At 61.9% G+C, this 20,950-nt stretch carries 17 protein-coding genes; 10 read left to right on the top strand and 7 right to left on the bottom strand.

Going from position 1 to position 20,950, the window contains the following annotated elements; all coding sequences use genetic code 11:
- Both thiE and K5E37_RS19180 read right to left on the bottom strand, forming a co-directional pair.
- Positions 1 to 414 (bottom strand): thiamine phosphate synthase (gene thiE, locus K5E37_RS19185; protein WP_221534844.1); only part of this gene is annotated, 414 nt, incomplete at its 3' end.
- A 24-nt stretch (positions 415 to 438) separates the two neighbouring features.
- Positions 439 to 1,236: a hydroxymethylpyrimidine/phosphomethylpyrimidine kinase gene (locus K5E37_RS19180; protein ID WP_007958699.1), complete on the bottom strand. Its 798-nt coding sequence runs from the start codon at positions 1,234 to 1,236 to the stop codon at positions 439 to 441.
- 304 nt (positions 1,237 to 1,540) lie between these two features.
- Here K5E37_RS19180 and K5E37_RS19175 point away from each other — a divergent pair, with 304 nt between their 5' ends.
- The 4 genes from K5E37_RS19175 (at position 1,541) to K5E37_RS19160 (ending at position 7,952) form a co-directional block, all read left to right on the top strand.
- Positions 1,541 to 3,889, top strand: a complete 2,349-nt coding sequence (locus tag K5E37_RS19175) for a hybrid sensor histidine kinase/response regulator (protein ID WP_221534843.1) — start codon at positions 1,541 to 1,543, stop codon at positions 3,887 to 3,889.
- Positions 3,890 to 3,984: 95 nt separating this feature from the next.
- Positions 3,985 to 5,634 carry an acyl-CoA dehydrogenase family protein gene (locus K5E37_RS19170; RefSeq protein ID WP_221534842.1) on the top strand — a complete coding sequence of 550 codons (1,650 nt, stop codon included), beginning with the start codon at positions 3,985 to 3,987 and terminating at the stop codon, positions 5,632 to 5,634.
- Positions 5,635 to 5,744: 110 nt separating this feature from the next.
- Positions 5,745 to 7,244, top strand: a complete 1,500-nt coding sequence (gene amn, locus K5E37_RS19165) for an AMP nucleosidase (protein ID WP_162130486.1) — start codon at positions 5,745 to 5,747, stop codon at positions 7,242 to 7,244.
- Between the two features lie 72 nt (positions 7,245 to 7,316).
- Positions 7,317 to 7,952: a pseudouridine synthase gene (locus K5E37_RS19160; RefSeq protein ID WP_085608750.1), complete on the top strand. Its 636-nt coding sequence runs from the start codon at positions 7,317 to 7,319 to the stop codon at positions 7,950 to 7,952.
- Here K5E37_RS19160 and K5E37_RS19155 read toward each other — a convergent pair.
- Together K5E37_RS19155 and K5E37_RS19150 are read right to left on the bottom strand one after the other, a co-directional pair.
- On the bottom strand, positions 7,947 to 8,156 hold the full coding sequence (locus tag K5E37_RS19155; protein WP_221534841.1) for a DUF2788 domain-containing protein: 210 nt from the start codon (positions 8,154 to 8,156) through the stop codon (positions 7,947 to 7,949). The genes K5E37_RS19160 and K5E37_RS19155 overlap by 6 nt on opposite strands.
- Positions 8,157 to 8,262: 106 nt before the next feature.
- Positions 8,263 to 8,742: an Lrp/AsnC family transcriptional regulator gene (locus tag K5E37_RS19150; protein WP_007909658.1), complete on the bottom strand. Its 480-nt coding sequence runs from the start codon at positions 8,740 to 8,742 to the stop codon at positions 8,263 to 8,265.
- Between the two features lie 454 nt (positions 8,743 to 9,196).
- On the opposite strand from K5E37_RS19150, the gene K5E37_RS19145 reads away from it, so the two are divergent.
- Positions 9,197 to 10,246, top strand: coding sequence for a DUF6515 family protein (locus tag K5E37_RS19145; RefSeq protein WP_221534840.1), 1,050 nt, complete (start codon positions 9,197 to 9,199; stop codon positions 10,244 to 10,246).
- On the opposite strand, the gene K5E37_RS19140 is transcribed toward K5E37_RS19145, so the two are convergent.
- Positions 10,240 to 11,136 (bottom strand): cation diffusion facilitator family transporter, encoded by an 897-nt coding sequence (locus K5E37_RS19140; RefSeq protein ID WP_085608748.1) that lies wholly within the window; start codon positions 11,134 to 11,136, stop codon positions 10,240 to 10,242. The genes K5E37_RS19145 and K5E37_RS19140 overlap by 7 nt on opposite strands.
- Before the next feature lie 15 nt (positions 11,137 to 11,151).
- Positions 11,152 to 11,571 carry a hypothetical protein gene (locus K5E37_RS19135; RefSeq protein ID WP_007958714.1) on the bottom strand — a complete coding sequence of 140 codons (420 nt, stop codon included), beginning with the start codon at positions 11,569 to 11,571 and terminating at the stop codon, positions 11,152 to 11,154.
- Positions 11,572 to 11,679: 108 nt separating this feature from the next.
- Between K5E37_RS19135 and hrpB the strand changes: the two genes are divergently transcribed.
- Both hrpB and K5E37_RS19125 read left to right on the top strand, forming a co-directional pair.
- A complete protein-coding gene (gene hrpB, locus K5E37_RS19130) occupies positions 11,680 to 14,199 on the top strand; it encodes an ATP-dependent helicase HrpB (protein WP_221534839.1) in 2,520 nt (839 codons plus the stop codon).
- A 92-nt stretch (positions 14,200 to 14,291) separates the two neighbouring features.
- Positions 14,292 to 15,440, top strand: coding sequence for a hypothetical protein (locus K5E37_RS19125; protein ID WP_221534838.1), 1,149 nt, complete (start codon positions 14,292 to 14,294; stop codon positions 15,438 to 15,440).
- Between the two features lie 91 nt (positions 15,441 to 15,531).
- Here K5E37_RS19125 and K5E37_RS19120 read toward each other — a convergent pair whose 3' ends face one another.
- Positions 15,532 to 16,446, bottom strand: a complete 915-nt coding sequence (locus tag K5E37_RS19120) for a LysR family transcriptional regulator (protein WP_007958716.1) — start codon at positions 16,444 to 16,446, stop codon at positions 15,532 to 15,534.
- A 238-nt stretch (positions 16,447 to 16,684) separates the two neighbouring features.
- Between K5E37_RS19120 and K5E37_RS19115 the strand changes: the two genes are divergently transcribed.
- The 3 genes from K5E37_RS19115 to K5E37_RS19105 all read left to right on the top strand — a co-directional run bounded on the left by K5E37_RS19115 (position 16,685) and on the right by K5E37_RS19105 (position 20,948).
- The gene (locus tag K5E37_RS19115) at positions 16,685 to 18,178 is read left to right on the top strand and encodes an aldehyde dehydrogenase (RefSeq protein WP_221534837.1); all 1,494 of its coding nucleotides are present in this window, start codon (positions 16,685 to 16,687) and stop codon (positions 18,176 to 18,178) included.
- Positions 18,179 to 18,210: 32 nt separating this feature from the next.
- Positions 18,211 to 19,581: an aspartate aminotransferase family protein gene (locus K5E37_RS19110; RefSeq protein ID WP_221534836.1), complete on the top strand. Its 1,371-nt coding sequence runs from the start codon at positions 18,211 to 18,213 to the stop codon at positions 19,579 to 19,581.
- Between the two features lie 389 nt (positions 19,582 to 19,970).
- Positions 19,971 to 20,948 carry an ABC transporter substrate-binding protein gene (locus K5E37_RS19105; protein ID WP_221534835.1) on the top strand — a complete coding sequence of 326 codons (978 nt, stop codon included), beginning with the start codon at positions 19,971 to 19,973 and terminating at the stop codon, positions 20,946 to 20,948.
- Positions 20,949 to 20,950 lie beyond the last annotated feature (2 nt).

Below are 20,950 nucleotides of genomic sequence, written 5' to 3'. Positions count from 1 at the left end.
TGCACCGGGTTTGGTATTGGAATTGAAGAAGCGACCGAAGGCGACGTAACTCGCGCCTTCTTTGGCGGCCTGTTCGGCCAGTTCAAGCTGCGCGTGGCAGGTCGAGCCGATGATCGCCTTGGAACCGAGCAGGGCGCGGGTCGGCGACAGCGGGCCGTCGGTCTGGCCAAGGTGCACGCCGACGTTCAGTCGTGCGGCCAGTTCTGCGTCATCGTTGATGATCAGTTGCGTCTTGTAGCGTTCGCACAGATCGCGCAGGGCTTCGGCCTCACGCAGGCGACGGGCTTCGTCGCTGCTCTTGTCGCGGTATTGCAGCAGGGTGACGCCGCCTTCCAGCGCCGCCTCCACGTAGGACAGAAACTTGCCGGCCAGCAACTGGCTGTCGGTGATGGCATACAGGCCACGTAGTTTCATCGCGCAGACCTCAGGCTCGAAACATCAGGAACAGAAATCCAGCGGCAGGCGACGCGGCACGAACTGGCCTTTGCCCAGCTGTTCGGCATCGCGCAGGGTGCGCCAGGTGTAATCCAGCGCGGTACGCACCGCGCTGGCGAGGTTTTCGCCCAGTGCCAGGCGACCGGCGAGGGTGCTGGCCAGGGTGCAGCCGGAACCGTGATAGCTGCCCGGCAGGCGCTGGCACTTGAAGGTTTCGCGCAGACCGTCGCGGCTGTACAGGCGGTTGTGGATTTCGGTTTCGTCGCCGTGACCGCCGGTGATCAGCAGGTTCTTGATGTACGGCAACAGTTTTTCAGCACACTCGTCCGCGGTGCCTTCTGGCAGTTCGGCGAGGATCCGGGCTTCGGGAAGGTTGGGGGTGGCGATGATCGACAGCGGCAGCAGGCGTTCGCGCATGGCGTAGCCGACTTCGTCCTTGCCCAGGCGTCCACCGCCGCCGGCGCGCAGCACCGGGTCGCAGACCACTGGCAGGTGCGGGTGCGCCTGGAGCAGTTCGACGACGGTGTCGACCATTTCCAGGGAACCGAGCATGCCCAGTTTCACTGCCGCGACTTCGGAGTCGTTGAGCACGGCATTGGCCTGAGCCAGTACCCACTCACGGTCGAGGACGCGAAAGTCAGTGACGTTGACCGTGTCTTGCACGGTCAGGGCGGTGACGGCCGGAGCCGCATGGCAACCCTGAGCGAGCAGGGCTTCGATATCTGCCTGCAGGCCGGCGCCACCACTGGGGTCGTGGCCGGAGAGACAGAGGACAACGGGGCGTGAGCTGTAGATATTCATGGTGCGCGAGCTTACCACCAAACCTGTTTTTCGGGTGTTGTGGCGCAGTGCGCGGCCGATAACACGGGTAGCGAGATCCACAGCGCTTGTCACAATCTGACCGAGCCAACAGCTCTAGCCCGGCGTTCTGCTCTGGAACGCCCGTTCTAGAGCCTTTGTAGGAAAAATTTCCATGGTGCTCAATGGCCATCAACGGCTATGCTAGAGTGGATCCAAACCAATAACAGGTAATACCGGTTTTACGTCATCTCAAAGGGAATGGGGGGCTTCCTGACACAACCGGCCAAGCCACGCTGGGGCTTCAATGCGCTATTTGTTGATGTTGCTGTTCTGCTTGCCCCTCCTGGCAAGCGCCGTCGAGTTCGACGAGTTCACCCAGAGCCTCCCGCTGGGTCGATCCCTGCAAGTGTTCGAAGACCCGAGCGGTCAGGCGAGCATTGCCGACGTCCGCGCGCAAGCCGCCGCCGGAAACTTCAAACCCCATGACAAAGCCACGCTCAATGCCGGTTATTCGCGTTCGGCGTTCTGGCTGAAGATCGACCTGCATTACCGCCCGACCAATCCGTCGGCGCAGCGCAGCTGGTTGCTGGAGCTGGCGTATCCGCCGCTCGATCATCTCGACCTGTATCTGCCCGATGCCGCCGGCGACTATCGTCTGGTGCGGCAGACCGGGGACGCCTTGCCGTTCGCCAGTCGCGAGATCCGCCAGAACAATTACCTGTTCGACCTGGCGTTCAAGCCGGATCAACAGCGAACCGTTTACCTGCGGTTGTCCAGCGAAGGCTCGATCCAGGCGCCGGTGACGCTGTGGTCGAGCACCGCGTACCTCGAAGACCAGCCGGTGCGCCTGTACGTGCTGGGGATCATTTATGGCGTGCTGTTGGGGATGCTGGTCTACAACCTGTTCATCTACCTCAGCGTGCGCGACACCAGTTACCTCTATTACATCTTCTATATCGCTTCGTTCGGCCTTTATCAGCTGTCGGTCAATGGCGCGGCGGTCGAGTATTTCTGGCCGGACAACCCATGGTGGGCCAACGCCGCCACGCCGTTCTTCATTGGTTGCGCGGGACTGTTCGGCAGCCAGTTCGCCCGTAGTTTCCTGCAGACGAAGAACCACAGCCGCTGGCTCGATCGCCTGCTGATGGCCCTGATCGCGTTCGGCGCCGTGGTGATCGGCCTGTCGTTGATGACCAGTTATGGCCTGGCCCTGCGCCTGGCGACGACCCTGGCACTGACCTTTACCGTGGTTATTTTCGCCGCCGGGATCCTGGCCTGGTGGCGCGGCCTGCGGGTGGCGCGTTATTTCATCATTGCCTGGTCGGCGTTCCTGATCGGCGGCATCGTCAACACCATGATGGTGCTGGGCCTGCTGCCAAACGTGTTCCTGACCATGTACGCCAGCCAGATCGGTTCAGCCATCGAAGTGGCGTTGCTGTCTCTGGCGCTGGCCGACCGCATCAACGCGATGCGCGAACAACAGGCGCAGACCCTGTTCGACGCCGGCCAAAAACTTGAAGTGCTGAACCAGCAATTGGCCCACAGCAACAAGCTCAAGGACGAATTCCTCGCGACCCTGACCCACGAACTGCGCACGCCGATGAACGGGGTGATCGGTTCGCTCGAGTTGATGCAGACCGTCGAACTCGATCCGGAACTGGAGCAATACCAGCAGACCGCCGCCGGTTCGGCCCGGGACATGATGCGCATGGTCAACGGCATCCTGACCCTGACCGAATTGCAGGCCGGCAAGCTCAAGGCCACGCCGGGCAGTTTCAGCCTGCGCGGGGTGGTCGAGGCGTTGCGGATTCAGTTCGATGGCAACGCCTCAAGCAAGTCGCTGGACTTCAAGGTCGACGTACTGCCGACCTTGCCGGATCGCCTGCATGGCGACAGCGCCAAACTCGCGCAATGCCTGGAATGCCTGCTGGACAACGCGATCAAGTTCACCCGCGTCGGCGGTCTGGCCTTGCGGGTGACGGGCAAACCGTCGACGGACAATCGCTTGGCGCTGTCCTTTGCGGTGATCGACACCGGCATCGGTTTTACCGATCTGGGCGAGGCGACGATGTATCAACGGTTCTTCCAGCTCGACGGTTCGATGACCCGCGAATACGGCGGGCTGGGTGTCGGTCTGGCGATCTGCCGTCAATTGGTGGAATTGCTCGGTGGCAAGCTCACACACCGCTCCGAACCGGGGAGTGGCAGCCGCTTTCAACTGGATGTCGAGTTTGAGTTGCCGGAAGTTGAAGCCGTGCCCGCGTTCAGCCGCGACACCGTGCGCGCGCCGCAGGATTGCACCGTGCTGCTGGTGGACGACAACAGCGTCAACCAATTGGTGATGCGCGGCATGTTGCTCAAGCTCGGTTTCCGCGTGCGTACCGCCGACCACGGCGCGGCGGCGCTCGACTGTTTGCAGCGCGAGCGCTTCGATGCCGTGCTGATCGATTGCCAGCTGCCACCGCTCGACGGGGCATCGCTGTGTTGCCAGATTCGTGACCTGCCGGGATGCGCCCATCTGCCGGTGTTCATGATCGCGCTGGGGGCGGATCGAGAGCACTGCGCGTCGGGTGGTTCGATCGATTACCTGAGCAAACCGGTGAAATTCGAGGATCTGCAGGTTGCGATGCAGCGGCGGGTGTTGAGTTGCTGATAGGGTGAAAGCGCCGGCATTTAGGCCGATATGACACTTTGATCGGTTCGGGGGCGGTGCTTAACTGAAGCTCTGGCCGATCAAGGAGCCCCGTCATGAACCTGCATCAGTTCGCCGAAACCCACGAAGTCACCAACCAGCCACCGTCGCTGGACGGCACCAACCTGTACCGCATCGACCTGCCGTTGCAGGAGTGGTCGCGGCGGTTTGGCGCCGGCTGGGCCGAGTCGCGGATCGACGCCTACGGCGCGCTGGCCGGCGGGCCGCTGATGGAGGCCGGGTTCCTCGCCAATCAAAACAAACCGGTGTTCGCCAGCCATGACCGCTACGGGCATCGCATCGATCTGGTGGAGTTTCATCCGGCGTATCACGAGCTGATGCGCACGGCCATCGAACATGGCCTGACGTCGTTGCCATGGGCTCATCCACAGGACGGCGCCCATGTTGCCCGCGCTTCCATGAGCTATCTGCACAGCCAGGCCGAGGCCGGCAGCGGTTGCCCGCTGACCATGACCTTCGCCAGTGTGCCCGCGATGCGTTTGCAGCCGAATCTGGCCGAACAGTGGCTGCCGAAAATTCTGGCCACCGAATACGACCCGCGCAATGTCGGCATGGCCCACAAGGCTGGCGTCACCATCGGCATGGCGATGACCGAGAAACAGGGCGGCACCGACGTCCGTGCCAACACCACCAAGGCCTATCCGGTCGGCGCCAGCGGGCCCGGTCAGGCTTATGAACTGGTGGGGCACAAGTGGTTCTGTTCGGCGCCGATGTGCGATGCGTTCCTGACGCTGGCGCAGACCGACAAGGGCTTGAGTTGCTTTCTGCTGCCGCGCCATCGCCCGGACGACACGCGCAATCAGTTCTATATCCAGCGCCTGAAAAACAAACTCGGCAACCAGTCCAACGCCTCCAGCGAAGTGGAGTTCCGTGGTGCGCTGGCGTGGATGGTCGGTGAGGAAGGGCGCGGCGTGCCGACCATCATCGAGATGGTGGCCATGACCCGTTTCGACTGCATGGTCGGCTCCAGCTCGCTGATGCGTCAGGCGCTGACCCAGGCCAGCCATCACTGTGCCCATCGCAAGGTCGGCGGCAAACTGCTCAGCGAACAACCGCTGATGCAGAACGTGCTGGCCGATCTGGCACTGGAAAGCGAAGCCGCGCTGGCGTTGAGCCTGCGCATGGGCAAGGCGCTGGATCATCTGGACGATCGCCATGAAGCGCAGTTCGCCCGACTGGTGACGGCGGTGGGCAAGTACTGGATCTGCAAACGCGCGCCGGGGATGATCAACGAAGCCGCCGAGTGCATGGGCGGCGCTGGTTATGTCGAAGAGAGCATCCTGCCGCGGCTGTACCGCGAGGCGCCGGTGAACTCGACGTGGGAAGGCTCCGGCAACGTGCAATGCCTCGACGTGCTGCGGGCATTGTCGAAAGAGCCGGGTGTGCTTGATGTGTTGTTCAGCGAGTTGGGCGACGGTCATGGCGACAAGCGACTGGCCGCGCACATTCAGCAGTTGCATGCGCAGTTCAAGGACACCGGCGACATTCAATACCGAGCTCGGCAACTGACCGAAGACATCGCCTTGGGACTGCAAGCGAAGCTGCTGCTGGAGGCCGGGAATTCGGCGGTCAGTGATGCGTTCATCGCCAGTCGTCTGAACGGAGGCGGGCGGGCCTACGGCGCGTTGCCGCGCGGGCTGGATGTTGAGGCCATCGTCGCCCGCTCTACGCCGCAAGGTTTCTGAAGCATCCCTGTGGGAGCGGGCAAGCCCGCTCCCACAGGGACCGCATATGCCTGTCAGATTGATGAATAGCCACAACGCCACTGTTTCCGTGACGCCACGATGCAGGCAAGATGAAGCTCTGCAAGTCAGAACACAGGAAGCTGATCGTGACCGAAGCGTTTATTGTCGTTCAAACCGCCGAACAGGCCGTGGATCGTCTCGCCGAGCTGCATGAGCGGGCCACTACGGCGCTGAACTCGGCGCTCAAGCGTTATCTCAAGGATCGCGTCGAGCCCGACGCCGAGCAACGTGCCCTGTTCCGTTATCCCGAACTGCGTCTGACCTACCACTGCCAGGGCGAAGTCCCGCAAACCACCCGCGCTTACGCCAAGGTGCAGTTGCCGGGCACCTACAGCGTGACCGTCACCCACCCGGCGGCGTTTCGCAAATACCTGCTGGAACAGCTCACGCCGCTGATGCATGACTTCACCGTGACCGTCGAAGTCGGGGTCAGCGAGCAAAACATTCCGTACCCCTACGTGGTCGAGCAGGGCGATGAACTGGCCGGCTCCGGCGTCACTGCCGCCGTGCTGGCGCGAGTGTTCCCGAGTACTGACCTGTCCGCTGCCACCGATGGCATCGCCGACGGTCTCTACGACTGGGAAAACACCGATCCGCTGCCGCTGGCGCTGTTCGATGCAGCCCGCGTCGATTTCTCGCTGCGTCGTCTGGTGCATTACACCGGCAGCGACTGGCGCCATGTGCAGCCGTGGATCCTGCTGACCAACTACCACCGTTATGTCGACCAGTTCATCGTCCATGGTCTGGAGCAACTGCGCCGCGACCCGCGTTTCGTACGCATGGTGTTGCCTGGCAACGTGATCATCGAAAAAGGTATGGATCACGGCGAAGCCTCGGCGATTGCGGCCGGTGTGGTCTGGCACCGCTACCAGATGCCGGCCTATCACCTGATCGCCAGTGATGGCCACGGTGTGACCCTGGTGAACATCGGTGTCGGCCCGTCCAACGCCAAGAACATCACCGACCACCTGGCCGTGCTGCGTCCGCATTGCTGGCTGATGATCGGTCACTGCGGCGGCCTGCGTCAGTCGCAGACCATCGGCGACTACGTGCTGGCTCACGCTTACATGCGTCGCGACGGGATTCTCGACCGGGTGGTGCCGCCGAACATTCCGATCCCGGCGCTGGCCGAAGTGCAGTTGGCGTTGCAGCAAGCGGCGGCCAACATCACCGGGGAAAAAGGTGAAGAGCTGAAAAAACGCCTGCGCACCGGCACCGTGCTGACCTACGACGACCGTAACTGGGAACTGCGCTGGGCTCAGGAGCGACCGCTGATCAACCTGTCCCGCGCCGTGGCGGTGGACATGGAAAGCGGCACCATCGCCGCTCAGGGTTATCGCCTGCGGGTGCCGTACGGCACGTTGTTGTGTGTGTCGGACAAGCCGCTGCACAGTGAAATCAAGCTGCCGGGTTCGGCCAACGCCTTCTACGAGCGTGCGGTCAGCCAGCACTTGAAGATCGGCATCGAAGCAGTGGATCTGCTGCGCACCGAACTCAACTCGCTGCACTCGCGCAAACTACGCAGCTTCGACGAGCCGCCGTTCCGCTAACGGTTAGTCGTGGTCATTTGGCGGTCGGGGCACTAGCATTGTCTGCCCTGATCGCTAAATGTCTTCTCTCTTATGTCCCGTCCACCGCGTCCACCTTCCCGCCGCCCCGGCGCGAAGCCAGCTTCTTCAGCCCCGCGCCGTGTCGCCAAGGCACCACCCGCCGAGCCGAAGCTGATCCTGTTCAACAAACCGTTCGATGTGCTGACGCAGTTCAGCGACGGCGAAGGGCGGGCGACGCTCAAGGATTACATCGACATTCCTGGCATTTATCCGGCCGGACGGCTGGATCGCGACAGCGAAGGTTTGCTGCTGCTGACCAACGACGGTCAGTTACAGGCGCGGATCGCCGACCCGAAGCACAAACTGGCGAAAACCTATTGGGTGCAGGTCGAAGGTGTGCCGACGGACGAGCAGTTGCAGCGTCTGCGTGACGGCGTCGAATTGAATGACGGCATGACCTTGCCCGCCGAAGCGCGGCAACTGGATGAACCGGAGCTGTGGCCGCGCAATCCGCCGGTACGCTTTCGCGCAACGATTCCGACAACCTGGCTGGAACTGGTGATTCGCGAAGGACGTAACCGCCAGGTGCGGCGGATGACGGCGGCAGTCGGGCTGCCGACATTGCGGCTGGTTCGGGTCAGGATTGGTGACTGGTCGATCGAAGGGCTCGATCAGGGCCAGTGGAAAGAAGTGCCGGCGCGCTTATAAGGCGCCGGATTCGATCAGGCCGATCACCACGCTCTTGATGATGAATGCGGCCACGCCCAGGCCCAGCACGAAGAACAGAATGAACGAGCCGAAGCGCCCGGCCTTGGACTTCTTCGCCAGATCCCAGACGATGAAACCCATGAAAATGATCAGGATGCTGACCAGACCGGTCATCATCCACTCTTCAAATGCTGCTGGATCCATCGGGCATCTCCGGCGCTGCGCGGCTGAAAGGGCGGCCGGGAGTATACGCCAGCGGCGAACGACGCAGCATTGACCTGCGTCGGTGTGCCGCAGTCATTCGTCGATTTCAGCTGCGCAGATGAGTCAGCGGCAATTCAGTGCTGTTGAGCACCTGATTCAACACAAAGCTCGAACGCACGCTGGTCACGCCTTCGATCCGGGTCAGATGCCCCAGCAGCAGCTTCTGATAGTGATCCATGTCCGGCACCACCACTTTCAGCTGATAGTCGGCATCAACCCCGGTCACCAGGCTGCACTCCAGCACCTGCGGCAAGGTACGGATCGCCGCTTCGAAGTTCTCGAAACGCTCCGGCGTGTGCCGGTCCATGCCGATCAGCACGTAGGCGGTCAGGCTCAGGCCGAGCATCTTGCGATCGAGCAGGGCGACCTGGCGGGAGATGTAGCCATCGTCCTCCAGCTGCTTGACCCGGCGCGAGCACGGGGAGGGCGACAGACCGATGCGCTCGGCCAGTTCCTGGTTGGAGATGCGGGCGTCGCGCTGCAATTCCGCCAAAATACTGAGGTCGTAACGGTCGAGTTTGCTCATCAAACGATCCTTTGTCTTAACTATTGCGGCGGATTATCTATCCAGGGTTAAAAATTGCGCAAGTGATGTTTATTTGAGCAATCTTCGCAATCATCTGTCGCGGCTCCGGGCCTATTCTTATCACCAGAATCACTGCTCGGTAACACAGTCCACGCGGCCCGCCCAATCCGGCCTGCCGCGGCCGCCACCCCCACCGGGGTTGTGCCGGCCCCCGAGCTGCACACTGTCCAGAAGACGGCGTGAGGTGAGCCGACGTCAAAAGCGTCGAGCCAGGACGAAGTTCTCTAGAAGGGAGGCCGACGGGTCTCCCTTTTTTCTTGCCCGCGATTTGACCCATCTCGCTCAATAAATAAATGACGTGACTGATAACCTGTAGCAGAACCCGGTGTGCCCATCCCCGGTCTTAGCTACACGCCCTCTTAATTTCAGGCTCTAGTCCGCAGTGAGGAATTTCATGAAGTCGCGCATCTGGCGTCTGGCCAGTGTTGGTTTGCTGTGTGTGAGTGTCGGTGCGCAAGCGCTGGCGGATGAGCCGCAGAATCGCGGCCCCGACGGCGGCGGACGCGGGCCGGAGCACCAGGGCAACAATCAGGGCCATGGCGGTGGCAATCAGCAGCGTGGCCAAGACAATCCGCAGCGGCAGAACAACGACATCATTCGTGGCGACAACAGCCGCCAGTTCGAGCACAACGGGCAGCAGAACCGCGGCCAGCAGAACAATGGCCAGTGGCAGAACCAGAACCAGCCGCGTCCGGCCTACAACCCCAACCCGGTGCGCCAGCCGCCACCGCCGCCGCAACTGCCGGCCAATGACTTGCCGATCCAGCCGCGCCCCGACACCGTGCGCCAGACCCAGGAACCGCGTCAGGGTTACTACCGCGACGAGCGCCCGCAGAATGGCTATCACCAGAACTGGCAGACCGGCAACCGCCCCAACGACAACCGCTGGCCGGGTCGCCCCGACGGGCATGGCAACGGCTGGGGCCCTGGCCCGCAATACCGGCCGGGCCATGTGATCGACCGTTTCCCGGATCGGGATTACCGCGTGCCATATCGCGGCCAGGACTATTTCTACTCCGGCGGCTATTGGTATCGCCCGCAAGGCCCGCGCTACATCGTGGTTCAGCCGCCGCGCGGGATCCGCATCCAGTACCTGCCGGATTACGCTCGGGAAGTGTGGATCGGCGGTTCGTTGCTGTTCCTCGCTGCTGGCTCGTACTACGCGTATCAGGAAGCGACCCAGGATTACGTGGTGGTCGAGCCGCCGGCGCAGCAGCCACCGCAGCCGACCGGCAATGGTTATGACGTGGAAGCGTATCCGGCCAACGGTCAGTCACCGGAGCAGGTTCAGCGCGACGGCTACGAGTGCTATCAGTACGCGGTGCAGCAAAGCGGCTTCAATCCGCGCACCGCGACTTATCAACCGGCGCCCGAAGTGGTGCAGGCCTACCGCCAGGCCCAGGGCAATTGCCTGAGCAGTCGCGGTTATCAGGTCAACTATTGAGCCCGAGCGGCTTTGACCACTTCCTGCGGGTCGGCGTGCACCAGCACTTCGGCCCGTGGGTAGGCTTTGTGAATCGCATCCGCCGCCTGATCGCTGATGCCGTGAGCGACTGACAGCGTCAGCTCCCCCGGCAATTCCAGGTGCAATTGCACGAACCAGTGATTGCCGGAAATCCGCGTGCGCAAATCATGCGCGCCCAACACGCCCGGCACGCCGCACGCCAGTTCGAGCATGTGCTGACTGACATCCGTCGGCAGCTCTTCATCCATCAGCACCGAAAAACTTTCCCGGGCGATCTGGATTGCGCTCCACAGAATGTACGCCGCGATCCCCAGACCAAACCACGCATCCAGCTGATCGAAACCCAATCCGGCCAATACCAGCGCAATCAGAATGCTGCCGTTTAACAACAGGTCCGAACGGTAATGCAGCGAATCCGCCCGCACCGCGTTGGAGCCGGTCTGCTTGATCACCCGATGCTGCAGCATCAACAGCGCCGCCGTCAGCAACAGGGAAAACACGATCACCCCGATGCTCAGCCAAGGCGCGCCGAGCGGTTCAGGATTGTTCATACGCTCATAAGCCTGAAACGCGATCAGCACCGCACTGCCACCAATGAACAGCGCCTGCGCCATGCCCGCCAGGGATTCGGCCTTGCCGTGGCCATAACGATGATCGTCATCCGCCGGGCGCAGCGCGTAATGCACCGCCAGCAGATTGAGCAACGAAGTGACGCCATCTAGGGCCGAGTCGGTGAGGCCGGCGAGCATACTCACCGAACCGCTCAGCCACCAGGCGATGGCTTTGGCGATGATCAGCGTACAGGCCACCGCCACCGAGGCGCGGGTCGCCAGCCGCAGCAGGCGGGCGTGTTCGGGGCTGGAGGTCATGGGTGCATGGATTCCTTATGCGGCAGGTTGCAGGCCGAACATCGCCAGTTGCTGGGTGCTGCCTTTGTGCTGGATCAGGCGCGGGTCATCCAGAGGCAGGTTGCGGCCCAGCTCCGTTTCGAGAATAGCCTGCAACTTCAAGTTATCGACCTGGCCGTCCGGGCCGATGGCTTGCTTGAGTTTGGCCGGATCGACCTGCGCCGTGTGGCCCGGTTCGAAGTAGATCGCGCCGGTGGCGAAGTCCACGGCAAACGCGATCAGGCCGGGCACGATGTAGAACAGCAGGCCCACGGCATCGAGTACGGCAATCGCCGGGTCGATCTTGCCGTCGATCTGGCCGCGCCGGTCGGGATAGAAAATCGAACCGCACGCAGTGATCTGAGTGAGCAGGGTGGCAACCAGTACACCGCCGATCAGGCGAAAAGGTAAGCGCATGGGAATCTCCTGAGTCATCTGTTAACGAAGCGTCATCGTGTGAAGTTAAGACCCTGACGAACGCTCAGCAGTTCGCCGTTATACTCGCCGCTCTGTTTGGGAGCCAGCATGATTTCTTTGCCGATCGATGACGTTTTACCCGCCCTGCGTGAAGCCCTCGCGACACGCCACGAAGCCGTGCTCGAAGCACCGCCCGGCGCCGGTAAAACCACCCGCGTGCCCTTGGCCCTGCTCAATGAAGCGTGGCTGAACGGGCAGACCATTCTCATGCTTGAACCGCGTCGGCTGGCTGCGCGTGCAGCAGCGGAACGGCTTGCCAGCGAGTTGGGCGAGAAGGTCGGTGAAACCGTCGGTTATCGCATTCGCCTCGACAGCAAGGTCGGTCCCAATACCCGCATCGAAGTGGTCACCGAAGGCATCCTCACCCGGCGTCTGCAGGACGACCCGGCGCTGGACGGCGTGGGTCTGCTGATCTTCGACGAATTTCACGAACGCAGTCTCGACGCCGATCTGGCGCTGGCCCTCAGTCTGAACGGTCGCGAGCTGTTTCGAGCTGAACAACCGCTGAAGATTCTGCTGATGTCCGCCACCCTTGAAGGCGAACGTCTGGCCGGCTTGCTCGACGACGCACCGATCCTGCGCAGCGAGGGCCGGATGTTCCCGGTGACGATGCGCTGGGGCCGGCCATTCCAGCCCGGCGAATACATCGATCAACGCGTCACGCAAACGGTGCTCGAAGCGCTGCACGATGAAACCGGCAGCCTGTTGGTGTTTCTGCCGGGGCAGGCGGAAATCCGGCGTGTCCATCAGCAATTGGCGGACGCCATCGGCGAGCGCAGCGATGTCTTGCTCTGCCCGCTGCACGGCGAACTCGACCTGAATGCCCAACGCGCCGCCATCGACCCGGCTCCGGCCGGCCAGCGCAAAGTGGTGCTGGCCACCAACATCGCCGAGACCAGCCTGACCATCAACGGTGTGCGCGTGGTAATCGACGCCGGGCTGGCGCGTGTGCCGCGTTTCGACCCGGGCAGCGGCATGACTCGCCTCGACACTCAACGTATCTCCAAAGCCAGTGCCACCCAGCGAGCGGGCCGGGCAGGGCGTCTGGAACCGGGCGTGTGTTATCGCCTTTGGTCGCAGGATCAGCACGAACAACTCGCGGCTTATGGCAGTGCGGAAATTCTCTCGGCTGATCTCGCCGGGTTGGCCTTGCAGCTCGGACGCTGGGGCGTGGCGCCGAGTGATCTGATCTGGCTGGATGTGCCGCCGGTAGCCGCTTATGCACAGGCTCAGGATCTGTTGCAGCGCCTCGGTGCGCTGGACGGTGAAACCCTCAATCGCCACGGTCAAGCCATGGCCGAATTGCCGGCCCATCCGCGCATCGCTCATTTGCTGTTGCGCGGTCAGGCGCTGGGGCTGGCGAGCATGGCGTGCGACGTCGCCGCGTTGCTCGGTGAGCGCGATATTTTGCGCGGCGCCGGGGCGGATCTGCACAGCCGTCTGGTGCTGCTGTCCGGCGAAGAACGCGCGGCGCGCGGTGCCCAGGGCGGCGTGCAGCGCGCCCGGCAACTGGCGCGGCAATATCGCGGCTACCTGCGCGGCAAGGCGAGCGAACCGGTCGCAGACCCGGATCACCCGCGCTGGCTCGGCGCTCTGCTGGCGCTGGCCTACCCGGATCGCGTCGCCCAGCAGCGGCGTGCCGGTGGTGCCGAATATCGACTGGCCAACGGCCGTGCGGCGCTGTTCGCCGAAGCCGACAGCCTGATGAAGGAACCGTGGATCGTCATCGCCGACCTCGGCAGCCGCCAAGGCCAGCGGGAAGAGCGGATTTATCTGGCGGCAGATTTCGATCCGGCGCTGTTCGACTCAGTGCTGGCCGAACAGGTGCACAACGTCGATCAACTGGACTGGGACGAACGCGAAGGCGTGCTGCGCGCCGAGCGTCAACGCAAAGTCGGCGAACTGATCCTCAGCCGCGAACCACTGACCGGTCTCGACGAAAACGCCCGCAGTCAGGCGCTGGTCAATCTGGTGCGGCGCAAAGGTCTGGAGCTACTGCCGTGGACTCCGGAGCTGCGCCAGTGGCAGGCGCGAGTCGCGTTACTGCGCCAGCTCGATCTAAACGCCAAGGGCGACAGCCAATGGCCGGATGTCAGCGACTCCACGCTGCTGAAAACCCTCGAAGACTGGCTGATGCCGTACTTGGGCAAAGTCTCGCGCCTCAGCCACTTTGCCAACCTCGACCTGTCGAGCATCGTGCGCAATCTGCTGCCATGGCCACTGCCGCAACAGCTCGACGAACAGGCACCGCATCACCTGAGCGTGCCGTCAGGTTCGTCGATTCGCCTCGACTACAGCGAGCAACCACCGATTCTCGCCGTGCGCTTGCAGGAGCTGTTCGGCCTCGCCGACACACCACGCATCGCCGGCGGCCGGCAAGTGGTCAAGCTGCACCTGCTGTCGCCAGCGCGGCGCCCGGTGCAGGTGACGCAGGATCTGGCCAACTTCTGGCGCAGCACCTATGCCGAAGTGAAGAAGGATCTGAAGGGGCGGTATCCGAAGCATTATTGGCCGGATGATCCGTTGGTGGCTGAAGCTACCGCACGAGCCAAACCGCGCGGTACGTGACAGAAGGCATTCAGGTAAGGCTTCCATCTTTTTCAATTATGCGTAATTATTTTCATATTCATAAATTATGTATTTTGACATAAAGGCTCATAATGACTCCGGAAACCAAGGACTCGCTACTCTTCCCTCGCACCCATCTGGCTGAGGGAATCCTGGTCACTTTCGAGTCACGCCTGCAAAACGCCGCGACGATATTCGCGCCTCGGCGCAAGGGAAAAACCACCTTTCTGATCAACGACCTGATCCCGATTGCCAAGGAGCACGGCTTTATTGTTGCAACAGCAGACCTGTGGTTTGACAAGGCGCATCCTGAGCGGGTGATCGCGGGTGCGTTGTATGAGGCCATCCACGGTGCAGGTTTTTTGCGACGCAACTGGCTGAAGCTCATGCGACCGGGTTCTCTGGTTCAGTCGGTGGAGGCCGGCGCCAGTACCGACGGCGTAACAGTGAAGGCCGAGCTGGCGAAGGAAGGCGGACTGAACCTGATCGAGCTCTTCGAGCGCTTCCGGATACTCGGTAACGGCAAGGCGCTGCTGATCATCGACGAGGTCCAGCATCTGGCGAGCCGGAAGGAATTCGAAGACTTGACTGCTACGCTCCGTTCGCTACTGCAGCATGCGCACGGTGAAGTCTTTGCAGTGTTTACAGGGTCCTCCCAGGATGGCCTGCATCGAATGTTTCGTCGTACCAAAGCACCGTTCTATCAGTTCAGCCACGAGATCCAGTTTCCTAATCTTGGCCTGGAATTTGTCCAGCATCTGGGTCAGCGGTTTCAGGAAATCACCGGAAGGGAGTGGGAGGTAAACGCCGCTTTCGAGCGTTTTGCTGCCCGGGGATACATGCCCAAGTACATTCGCGATGTATTTCTGCTGTGTCTGACTGAGGGGCTCAGCGTGCGAGATGCAGACCATCGAGCCTGGAGCACCATGACGGACGAAGGCAACTTCGAGAACCTGATTCTGGAGATGGCTCCTCTGGATTTCACCGTACTTATCGGGCTGGTGAGGGGCCTTCCCATTTTTTCTACCGAAGGACGCGAGTGGATTGGCAGCGAGATGCCCGGTGGCCACGTGCCCAGCGCGGCGACGGTTCAGACTGCCTTGAAGCGCCTGCAACGCCGCGACCTGGTCGGCAACCTTGGGCATGGTGAGTGGGCGATTGAAGACATAGCCATGGAAGGTTACTTGCGTCGGAACTTCGTTGAAATTGACCCTCAACTCGGCACGGAAAACGATCAATAGGTTTTTTGGGGATTGGCATCGGCTTTCCGGCGAAAGCCTGAGATTTATAAATCTGGGCATCAAAAGATCGCAGCCTGCGATCTTTTGATTTTCATCGACTGGCCTTCGCGGTCAGCTGCTCCCGACAATAATCGGCAAACAACTGCGCCGGTTTGGTCAGTTGCCCGCGTTTGAGCCACGCGGCCACCAGGCCTGAGCCGGTGACGTCTTCGACGATGTCCACGCACACGACTTTCTTGCCGTCGTAGGTGCATTCCGAATGCGGGCGGGTGACCAGGATCGAGAAGCCGAAACCCTGGCCGACCATGCCGCGCACCATTTCGATCGACGGCGAGCTGAACTCGATGCGTGGCGACAGGCCGAGTTCTTCGAACAGGCTGACGAAGTAGGTGCGGCTCGGTTGTACGTCGAGCAGGATCATCGGTTCCAGGCACAAGTCTCGAAGCGAAACCTGCTTGAGCTGGGCGAAGCGGTGATCCGCCGGCAGCAGGGCGTAAGGTCGTTGGGCCGGCATCAGCGGTTCGGTTTCGATGGTGGCGTCGAGGTCGTGCTTGTACAGGATTGCAAGATCGAAGGTGCCTGAGGTCAGGCCTTGCACCAGTTCCTGTTGTTCGCCGTCGCGGATGCGGATCTTCACCCCCGGATACAGCGCCGAGAACCCGGCAATCAGCTGCGGCAGGTACAGCGGTGCGACCGTTTCGAAACAGCCGATATCGATCTGCCCGGCTACCACGTCGTTGTCGGCGAGGGCGTTCTGTTCGAACTCCTTGGCCATGCGCAGCAGTTCCTGGGCTTTGCGGAAGAACCGCGCACCGCTGGGTGTCAGGGACACGCCCTGGGCGTGATGACGGATCAGCAGTTGCACGCCGAAGCTGTCTTCCAGCCCCTTGATCGCCGTGGAAATCGCCGGTTGCGCGATGTACAGCTTGCGCGACGCTTCGGCGACGCTGCCGCATTCGACGGTGGTGATGAAGTATTTCAACTGACGCAGGTTGTAAGCGGCCACGGTGAACCTCAAAGCGAACGGATTCCACATCCAAGCAATTTGTAAGCCGCCGGCCTCCGTTCTGTCGGCGGTTTTTTTGTCCCTGAACAATAGCCCCATACGCGCGCGAAGGGGCCATCGGCTGGTTACCTTTTTTATTGTCTGCGAAGACATTTTTACTGGTTTTAGCCCGCACGGGCCTGAGCGACTATCACTGCGCACTGTTCTCAAAAGAATAAAAGTCCAAGGAGCAACCACCGTGTTCGAGCTTGCAGACTGGCAGCGCAAGGCCGCTGAATTGAGCTATCCGTACCAGGCCGTGATCGACGGCAAACTGCGTGCGGCGCAGTCGGGGCAGACCTTTGCCGCGATCAACCCGGCCACCGACCAGTTGCTGGCAAACGTCGCTGCGTGCGGTGAAGAAGACGTCGATGCGGCGGTGAAAAATGCGCGGCAGGTGTTCGAGGCCGGCACCTGGGCCGGGCGTTCACCGACCGAGCGCAAGCAAGTGCTGCTGCGGCTGGCGGATCTGATCCTGGCCAATCGCGAAGAACTGGCGCTGCTCGATTCGCTGAACATGGGCAAACCGGTGATGGACGCTTACAACATCGACGTGCCGGGCGCCGCCGGGGTGTTCCGCTGGTACGCCGAAAGCCTCGACAAACTCTACGATCAGGTCGCGCCGAGCGCCTCGAACGTCCTGGCGACCATCACCCGCGAAGCGCTGGGCGTGGTCGCTGCGGTGGTGCCTTGGAATTTTCCGCTGGACATGGCCGCGTGGAAACTCGCGCCGGCGCTGGCGGCGGGCAATTCGGTGATTCTCAAACCCGCCGAACAATCGCCGTTCTCCGCGTTGCGTTTGGCTGAGCTGGCGCTGGAAGCCGGGTTGCCGGCCGGTGTGCTGAACGTGCTGCCGGGGCTCGGCGAACAAACCGGTAAAGCCTTGGGCCTGCACCCGGATGTCGATTGTCTGGTGTTCACCGGCTCGACGCAGGTCGGCAAATATTTCATGCAGTACTCCGCGCAGTCGAACCTCAAGCAGGTGTGGCTGGAGTGCGGCGGCAAGAGCGCCAATCTGGTGTTCGCCGACTGCCAGGATCTGGATCTGGCGGCGCAGAAAGCCGCGTTCGGGATCTTCTTCAATCAGGGCGAAGTCTGCTCGGCCAACTCGCGATTGCTGGTGGAGCGCTCGATTCATGACGAGTTCGTCGAGCGGCTGAAGACTCAGGCCGAACGCTGGCAGCCGGGCGATCCGCTGGACCCGGCGAGTGCGGCCGGGGCGATTGTCGACACCCGTCAGGCCGAAAGCATTCTGCGCTTCATCAACCAGGCCGAGCGTGAAGGCGCGACCCGCGTCTGCGGGGGTCGGCAACTGAGTTTCAACGGTTCGGGCAACTTCATTCAGCCCACGATTTTCACCGACGTGCAGCCGCACATGAGCCTGTTTCGTGAAGAAGTGTTCGGCCCGGTGCTGGCGGTGATTCCGTTCGATGACGAGGCCCACGCCTTGCAACTGGCCAACGACAGCGTCTACGGTCTGGCGGCCTCGCTGTGGACCGATGATCTGCACCGCGCGCACCGGGTGGCGCGGCAATTGCGAGCCGGTACGGTGTCGGTCAACAGCGTCGATGCGCTGGACGTGACCGTGCCGTTCGGCGGCGGCAAGCAATCCGGTTTCGGCCGCGATCTGTCGCTGCACTCGTTCGACAAATACACCCAGTTGAAAACCACCTGGTTTCAACTGCGCTCATGACAGCCGCTCACAACAAGAAAGGAGATCCGGCGATGACCACCTCACGTGAAACCCGCGACTACCAGGCCGCCGATGCAGCGCACCACATTCATGCGTTCGTCGACCAGAAGGCCCTCAACGACGAAGGCCCACGGGTGATGGTGCGCGGTGACCGCCTGCACCTGTGGGACAACGACGGTCGGCGCTACCTCGACGGCATGTCCGGGCTGTGGTGCACCAACCTCGGCTACGGGCGCAAGGATCTGAACGCCGCCGCGAGCCGGCAACTGGAGCAGTTGCCGTACTACAACATGTTTTTCCACACCACTCACCCGCAGGTGATTGAGCTTTCCGAGCTGCTGTTCAGCCTGCTGCCGGGGCACTACAGCCACGCGATCTACACCAACTCCGGCTCCGAGGCCAACGAGGTGCTGATCCGTACCGTGCGCCGTTACTGGCAGGTGCTGGGCAAGCCCGAGAAGAAAATCATGATCGGCCGCTGGAACGGTTATCACGGTTCGACTCTGGCGGCGACGGCCCTCGGCGGCATGAAATTCATGCACGAAATGGGCGGGATGATTCCCGACATCGCGCACATCGACGAGCCGTACTTCTTCGCCCACGAAGGCAATCTGAACCCGGCTGAATTCGGTCTGCGGGCGGCGCAGCAACTGGAAGCGAAGATCCTCGAACTGGGCGCGGACAAGGTCGCCGGATTCATCGCCGAACCGTTCCAGGGCGCGGGCGGAATGATCTTCCCGCCGGAAAGCTACTGGCCGGAAATCCAGCGTATCTGCCGCAAGTACGACGTGCTGTTGTGTGCCGATGAAGTGATCGGCGGCTTCGGTCGTACCGGCGAATGGTTCGCCCACGAATACTTCGGTTTCGAGCCGGACACCCTGTCCATCGCCAAGGGCCTGACCTCCGGTTATATCCCGATGGGCGGCCTGATCCTGTCGAAGAAAATGGCCGACGTGCTAGTGGAGCAGGGCGGTGTGTTCGCCCACGGCCTGACCTATTCCGGGCACCCGGTGGCGGCAGCGGTGGCGATTGCCAACCTCAAGGCATTGCGCGATGAAGGCGTGGTGACGCGGGTCAAGGATGACATCGGCCCGTACCTGCAACAGTGCCTGCGCGAGGTGTTCGGCAATCATCCGCTGGTGGGCGATATCCAGGGCACGGGCATGGTCGCGGCGCTGCAACTGGCCGAGGACAAGGCTACGCGCAAGCGCTTTGCCAATGAAAACGACATCGCCTGGCGCTGCCGCACGATCGGTTTTGAAGAGGGGGTGATCATTCGCTCGACGCTGGGGCGGATGATCATGGCGCCGGCGCTGATTGCCAGTCGTGAAGAGATTGACGAGCTGGTGGGCAAGACGTTGAAAGCGCTGGATCGTACGGCGCAGGAGTACGGCCGGCTCTGAGATATTCGTAAGGCTCAAGGGCCCCTTCGCGAGCAGGCTCGCTCCCACAGTGGACCAGCGTCGTACACAAAATTTGTGAGCGATACCGTCCCCGTGGGAGCGAGCCTGCTCGCGATTGCGTCAGTCGATTCACCACTGTTTTTGCTGTCTTGCACCCCCTCCGTGCACCCCCGCCCGACGCGCCCTTTCGCGGTGCGCACTACCCAGTTTTTTCATCGTTCGCGTCTAACTATTTCCTCGTTTTCCTGACGCCAAGCCTGGGTCAACATCGATTTCGCCAGCCAAGGCATTGCCCGCCAGAGTCCAGCAGAGACCGCAGCGTGCAATCGCGACACCACGGTTGGCCGTACTGCCCATGACAACTAAATCAACAGCGTTGGGAGTGCTCCATGAACAAGTCCTTGTTTACCCGTCTTGCATGTCCTCTGGCGATTTCCGCCCTTTCCGTCACCGCCGCCCAGGCCGGCACCTTGTCGATCGGCCACACCACGTGGGTCGGTTACGGCACCCTGTATCTGGCTCAGGATCTGGGCTACTTCAAGGAAAACGGCCTGACCGTCGAATTGCCGGTGGTCGAAGAAGCGTCGATGTACATGGCCGCCCAGGCGTCCGGGCAATTGTCCGGCTCGGCGTCGACCATCGACGAAGTGCTCAAGTACCGCCCGCAGTTCTGCTTCAAGGCCGTGGCCGCGCTGGATGACAGCCATGGCGGCGACGGCGTGCTGGTCGGCAAAAACGTGAAGAGCCTGCAGGAACTCAAGGGCCAGGCCGTGGCCGTCAACGAAGGGTCGACCTCGCAGTTCTGGCTGTCGTACCTGCTGAAAAAGAACGGCATGAGCATGAGCGACATCACCGTGCAGAACATGACCGCCGACGATGCCGCCACCGCGTTCATCGCCGGTCGCGTGCCGGCTGCCGTAACCTGGGAGCCGCATCTGTCGATGGTGCGCGACAAGCAGCAGGGCAAGGTGTTGATCGACAGCAGCAGTACGCCGGGGGTGATCGTCGATGTGGTCGCGCTCAACTGCACAGTGATCGAGAAGCAGCCGGAGGACGTCAAGGCGCTGGTCGCCGGCCTCTACAAAGCCGTGCAGTTCACCAAGGACCATCCACAGCAAGCCTACGAAATCATGGCCAAGGGCGTCGGCGGTTACCTGTCCGATCCGAAGGAACTGGCCGCCGCCGCGCAAGGCGTGCGCTTCTACGATCAGGCCATGAGCGAAAAACTCCTTGGCTCGCCGGGCAAGCCGGGTGACAGCGCACCGCTGATCAAACTGGCCAACGAAACCGCCAGCGAATTGCAGGGCAAGCCCTACAACGTCAGCAACGACGATCTGGTGGATAACCGTTTCGTCAGCCCGCTCTAGGA

It is taken from the genome of Pseudomonas sp. RIT778, assembly GCF_019718735.1.
Lineage (GTDB): Bacteria > Pseudomonadota > Gammaproteobacteria > Pseudomonadales > Pseudomonadaceae > Aquipseudomonas > Aquipseudomonas aphyarum.
Note: the sequence above shows the minus strand (reverse complement) of the source record. Positions and strands in the feature narration are given on the sequence as shown.